This window comes from Ligilactobacillus equi DSM 15833 = JCM 10991 (genome assembly GCF_000615765.1).
Lineage (GTDB): Bacteria > Bacillota > Bacilli > Lactobacillales > Lactobacillaceae > Ligilactobacillus > Ligilactobacillus equi.
In genome coordinates, this window is the sequence record NZ_BAMI01000084.1 from 1 (window position 1) to 5,641 (window position 5,641).

Annotated in this window: 6 protein-coding genes; 2 read left to right on the plus strand and 4 right to left on the minus strand. The window is 42.0% G+C overall.

Features of this window, described 5'->3' with window-relative positions:
- Positions 1–15: 15 nt before the first annotated feature.
- Together JCM10991_RS11085 and dapB are read right to left on the minus strand one after the other, a co-directional pair.
- Positions 16–1,119 (minus strand): CCA tRNA nucleotidyltransferase, encoded by a 1,104-nt coding sequence (locus JCM10991_RS11085; protein ID WP_025021518.1) that lies wholly within the window; start codon positions 1,117–1,119, stop codon positions 16–18.
- On the minus strand, positions 1,119–1,904 hold the full coding sequence (dapB, locus tag JCM10991_RS11090) for a 4-hydroxy-tetrahydrodipicolinate reductase (protein WP_023859501.1): 786 nt from the start codon (positions 1,902–1,904) through the stop codon (positions 1,119–1,121). Before dapB ends, JCM10991_RS11085 begins: the two co-directional genes overlap by 1 nt.
- 128 nt (positions 1,905–2,032) lie before the next feature.
- Between dapB and JCM10991_RS11095 the strand changes: the two genes are divergently transcribed.
- Positions 2,033–2,917: a YitT family protein gene (locus tag JCM10991_RS11095; RefSeq protein ID WP_025021519.1), complete on the plus strand. Its 885-nt coding sequence runs from the start codon at positions 2,033–2,035 to the stop codon at positions 2,915–2,917.
- A 48-nt stretch (positions 2,918–2,965) separates the two neighbouring features.
- Here JCM10991_RS11095 and JCM10991_RS11100 read toward each other — a convergent pair whose 3' ends face one another.
- Positions 2,966–4,624 (minus strand): formate--tetrahydrofolate ligase, encoded by a 1,659-nt coding sequence (locus JCM10991_RS11100; protein WP_025021520.1) that lies wholly within the window; start codon positions 4,622–4,624, stop codon positions 2,966–2,968.
- Between the two features lie 115 nt (positions 4,625–4,739).
- Positions 4,740–5,117, minus strand: a complete 378-nt coding sequence (locus JCM10991_RS11105) for an EbsA family protein (RefSeq protein ID WP_056986865.1) — start codon at positions 5,115–5,117, stop codon at positions 4,740–4,742.
- A gap of 112 nt (positions 5,118–5,229) precedes the next feature.
- On the opposite strand from JCM10991_RS11105, the gene JCM10991_RS11110 reads away from it, so the two are divergent.
- Positions 5,230–5,613: a ribonuclease HI family protein gene (locus JCM10991_RS11110; RefSeq protein WP_025021522.1), complete on the plus strand. Its 384-nt coding sequence runs from the start codon at positions 5,230–5,232 to the stop codon at positions 5,611–5,613.
- Positions 5,614–5,641 lie beyond the last annotated feature (28 nt).

Genomic DNA, 5,641 nt, shown 5'->3' on the forward strand with positions numbered 1-5,641 from the left:
AAAGCTAAAATTTTCCTAAGCCTGGGCCGGCTTAATGCCCGCTTCCTTAATAAGGATACCACCATCTACCGCTAAATCCTTTTTCGATTTGATTGGTAAGGCCGCATAACTAGCTTGTAATTGCTTCAAATCAATCTTAAATCCCAATTGGACAGCCACTTGACTAGCTGTCGCTAAACCCTTGGGACCGGTAGCGTATAAGACGAACTGGTCCACAGAATTTTGAGTAATGGCCCGTAAAGCTGTCAAAGCTGTTACAACCTGGCCCATCAAATCTTTAGAGGATTTCCATTGTCGTAAAAGCATATTTGTTTGTTTGACATCTAAGTCCATTAAATAAGCTAATAAAGTCCAAACTTGAGCCTCATCATCAAGCTGTAATTCTAACTGGGTTAGACGGTCAAAGACGGGTGCTTGCTTGGCAAAACTTGGACAGAATTGGTACAGCTTGGTTGCTACCAAACTGGCTAACCCACGCGCAGGGTTCTTACCTAACATCAACTTAATCCACTCGACATGGATTCGTTCAACAGCAATTTTTTCAAGTAAAGGAGCGTTAACTGCAATAGCTTGGGCGGTTTCTGCTTCCAAACTAAAGTCCAACTGACTAGCAAAACGCACTGCCCGCATCATACGCAAGGCATCTTCATGGAAACGTTCACTAGCATCTCCGACTGCCCGAATGACTTGAGCATCCAAATCTTCCAAACCATGAAAAAGGTCAACAATCTGACCTTGAGCATCCATGGCTAGGGCATTAATAGTTAAATCCCGGCGTTTAAGATCTTCTTCTAATGAACGAACAAACTCCACCTTATCTGGCCGTCGAAAATCTTGATAGGTTGATTCGGTCCGAAAAGTTGTAATTTCATAGCCTTGACCATGATCTAAAACCATGACGGTTCCATGTTCAATTCCGGTATCAACCGTCTTTTGAAAAAGTGCCTTGATTTCTTGAGGGTAGGCACTAGAAGCAATATCGACATCATGAATGGGCAAACCTAAGAGCGTGTCGCGTACACTCCCCCCTACAAAGTAGGCTTCAAATCCGGCTGCTTGAATGGTTTCCAAAATCGGTAACGCCGCTTGGAATTGGACTGGTAATTCTTTAACTTGCATTAGAGTAAGTTTTCCAATCCAACCATTAATTCTTGATAAGCGCGAATTTTCTCAATGGCAACTGCGACCCCACTCATGAAGGAAATCCGGTCAAAGGAATCTTGACGAATGGTCAAAGCTTCCCCTTTACCTCCAAATAAAACTTGTTCGTGAGCCACATAACCCGGTAAGCGTACCGCATGAATCCGCATACCTTCATAATCGGCACCCCGCGCTCCGGCTAAAGTTTCCTTTTCTTCTGGGTGACCTTGCTTATGTGCTTGACGCACTTCAGCAATCATTTTAGCTGTGTTAATTGCAGTTCCTGATGGCGCATCTAATTTGTTATCATGATGCATTTCAATAATTTCTACATCAGGTAAATATTGGGCGGCCTTTTGCGCAAATTGCATCAAGAGAACTGCTGAAATCCCAAAGTTGGGTGCAATTAAACCACCAACACCTTTTTGCTTGGCCAGAGCTTGCAATTGGATTACTTGATCATCTTGCAAACCAGTTGTCCCAATTACCGGACTAATGCCATGTTGTAAAGCGTATTGGGCATTTTCAAACACAGAGTCGGGACGGGTAAAATCGACCCAAACTTCTGCTTTTGTATCGATATCAACTAATTGATTGAAAACCGGAACATCGGTTTGTGCGTAAGCTGGGTTTTCATTTAAATTTTTTTCACTTGCCATCGGGTCATAAACTGCTACCAACTCAAAATCAGCATGTTCTAAGACCATTTGAACGGTCGTATTACCCATTCGACCTTTAAAACCAGCAACTAAGACTTTAACCATACTCTCTCATTCCTTTTTTATAAATCTGATTACATTTTAACATAAATTTTTCTGGCCGGCACCTACAATTCCCACTCCAAGCGTGGTATGCTTATTTTGTTTAAATACTTCGAAAAGGAGTTCTTTTTATGATTATACAAGAAAAAAGCCCTCTCAAAACCATCATCGACCTACTGATGGTTACCTTGGGTTGCGGAATTTACGCTTTAGGCTTCGTTAAAATTAACATGGCTAATCAACTAGCTGAAGGAGGAGTCACCGGAATCACCTTGATTTTATATCATTTAGTTCACCTTGACCCGGCCATCTCAACTTTAGCCATCAACATTCCTTTAATCATTATTGGTTATAAGTTTCTCGGACGCCGAGCTTTAATCTATACTGTTTGGGGAACCATCACTTTGTCTGCTTGGATTTGGCTTTGGCAAAGACTCCCCTTCGAAATCAACATCCATCATGATCTCTTTATTTCTGGGGTTTTGGCAGGATTAGTCGGCGGGTTTGGTTCCGGAATTACCTACCGTTTCGGTGGAACAACCGGGGGCTCGGATGTGGTCGCCCGGATTCTAGAAAAACATCGTGGTATTTCTATGGGGCAGTCTCTCTTAGTCTTTGATACCATCGTTTTAACTGCATCACTTTCTTACATTGATTTGCGTAAGATGATGTACACCCTCTTAGCCTCTTACGTTTTTGCTCAAGTCGTTAACTTCACCCAAGAAGGAGCCTATACTGGCCACGGTTTCATCATTATGTCTGCCCATAATCAAGAAATTGCCGACACAATTTTAGCTGAAATGAATCGCGGAGTAACCTTCCTAAAAAGTCAAGGTGCTTATTCGAAACAAGATGGTCAAGCCCTCTACTGTGTTGTTTCCGCTCATGAAGCTCAGTTTTTGCGCGACATTGTTTCCCATATCGACCCTAAGGCTTTTGTCTCAGTCTTCGATGTAACCAATGTTTCGGGGGAAGGCTTCACTTATTGGCTCCCCGGTCAAAAGAAAAATCGTTAGATTGTAAAAACTCCTCTTGCAAAAGCAAAAGGAGTTTTTCGCTACTTTTTAGAATAAACCAGAAATCGTACCATCATCCGCGACTTCAATATTGTCAGCCGCTGGTACCTTTGGTAAACCTGGCATAGTTAAAATGTTACCTGTTAAAGCCACAATAAATTGTGAACCTAATTTTGGTACTAATTCCCGCACATGAACAGTGAAACCTTCTGGTGCCCCTAAGGACTTGGCATCATCTGAAAAAGAATATTGGGTCTTGGCCATGCAGACTGGTAATTTATCCCAACCTTCTTTTTTGAAGGTTTGTATTTGACGTTTAGCTTTCGCTGAGTATTCCACGCCGGCACCGTGGTAAATTTTCTTAACAATTTTGTCAATCTTAACTTCTAAATCATCATCAGCCGCATAAAGTTCGTGGAAAGCCCGAACTTCTTCCGTAGTCTCCAGTACTTTTCTAGCTAAGTCTAGAGCTCCTTGACCACCTTGAGCCCATACATCGGCTACAATAGCAGCAACTCCGTCTTGGGTTGCCAAGTCTTGGATTGCTTGCAATTCAGCAACCGTATCGGAAGCAAATTTGTTGATGGCCACTACCACTGGTACATTGTAACTTTGCATATTTTGAATATGACGTTGCAAGTTGACGTAACCACGCTTCACGGCTTCCACATTTTCATTTTCCAAGTCGCTCTTGGCTACACCCCCATTCATCTTCAAGGCGCGCGCGGTAGCTACAATTACAATCGTGTCTGGTGTCTTGCCTAAGACACGGGTCTTAATGTCTAAGAACTTTTCAGCCCCTAAATCAGCACCAAAACCAGCCTCCGTTAAAGTGTAATCCGCAAGTGACAAGGCCGTCTTAGTAGCTAAAACGGAGTTACAACCGTGGGCAATGTTGGCAAAAGGACCACCGTGGATAATTGCTGGAGTGTGGGCCAAAGTTTGTACCAAATTGGGTTTGATAGCATCCTTTAAAAGCGCCGCAATTGCGCCAGTCACTCCTAATTGATCCACTGTGACTGGTTGGCGGTCAACCGTGTAACCAATCACAATATTGCCAATCCGGCGCTTGAGGTCTGCTAAATCTGCTGATAAACATAAGACTGCCATCAATTCGGAGGCAACCGTAATATCAAAACCATCTTGGCGTGGTACCCCCTGTAAAGGACCACCTAAACCAATGATAACTTGACGTAAAGCACGGTCATTAATGTCTAAAACTCGCTTCCAAATAACACGACGAGAGTCAATATTTAATTTATTACCTTGGTAGATGTGATTATCAATTAAAGCTGCCAAGGTGTTATTGGCTGTCGTTAAAGCATGCATGTCACCGGTAAAGTGTAAATTGATATCTTCCATTGGCACAACTTGAGAATAACCACCACCTGTGGCCCCCCCCTTAACTCCCATAACTGGGCCTAAGGAAGGTTCTCGCAAAGCTAATATGACTTTCTTGCCTAAAAGACTCAACGCATCCCCTAATCCCACGGTCACCGTGGACTTACCTTCACCAGCTGGGGTAGGATTAATGGCTGTTACCAAGACTAATTTTTCTTTGGTCTTCGGACGAGACGCTAAAGGCAACTTAATTTTAGCCTTATAGTCACCGTATTGTTCGATTTCACTTGCGGTTAAACCGGCGCGCTTAGCGACTTCAACAATCGGTTCCATCTTACTTTGTTGTGCAATTTCAATATCCTTCATAGGGACATGCACCTCCTATTTTTTAATACAGTCAGTATAACGTATTTTTCGTTTTTTGTCATCATCGTTTCCAAATATTATCGTTTTTCAATAAAAAACAAAGTAAATACGAACTTTATCGGACTTGATACCACTTTTCCAAGATTTCTTGTCCCGCTTTCCGGCCAAACAAAAATTTATATTCCTTAAATTTCGTCTTTATAATCAATTGATGATGCCGATATTCCATCTCATGAATTTTTTTCCATCCTAAAGCCACATCGTTGAAAGAAATCACACTGCGAAAAATCAATCCTTTTTCCGTGACTTCCACCCGCCGGCGCCAGATTTGCACTCCAGTTAAAAATAAGAATATCGCAAGTACTAGAAAAGTCCAAACTTGCAAGACAGTAATCTCCAGCCACAACAACATCGCAACTAGAAAAACAATCGCTGTGTAGGACCAAGAAATAACACTGACTGCAATATTGGGTTGATAATAATATTTCTTCATTATTATTTTCACCTCACTTCCATTATAGCGGAAAAAGTTCGCCACAATTTTTAAAATCTTAAAAAATTTTCGTGTTATAATTAAAAAAACATCGTTCAAAGGAGGGTTTTCAATGGTCAAATTATATACCGATGCTGCTACCAACCCCCACAGCCAACAAAGTGCCGCTGGCATACTTTTAGTTGATAACGGCCAACAAATTCAACTCAAATTTCCTTTACCGGATGTTAGCGATAACCACCAAGCCGAGTTTCTCGCCGCTCTCACAGGCTTAAAAGAGTGTCGGGCTCGTTTCGGACTTACCAAGCCGGTTTTCTTTTATTCTGATAGCCAAATCGTGATTGATTCACTTAATAAAAACTATAGCAAATCTTATCCTGACCTATGCCACGAACTCTGCCAAGCCTGCGACCAATTTAACTTACTTGTGAACCAATGGCTTCCTGAAAAAGAAAACCAAGGCGCTCACAACCTCGCACTCCAGGCCCTTAAATAAAGGAAAAGTTTCTCTAGCTTGTCAACTA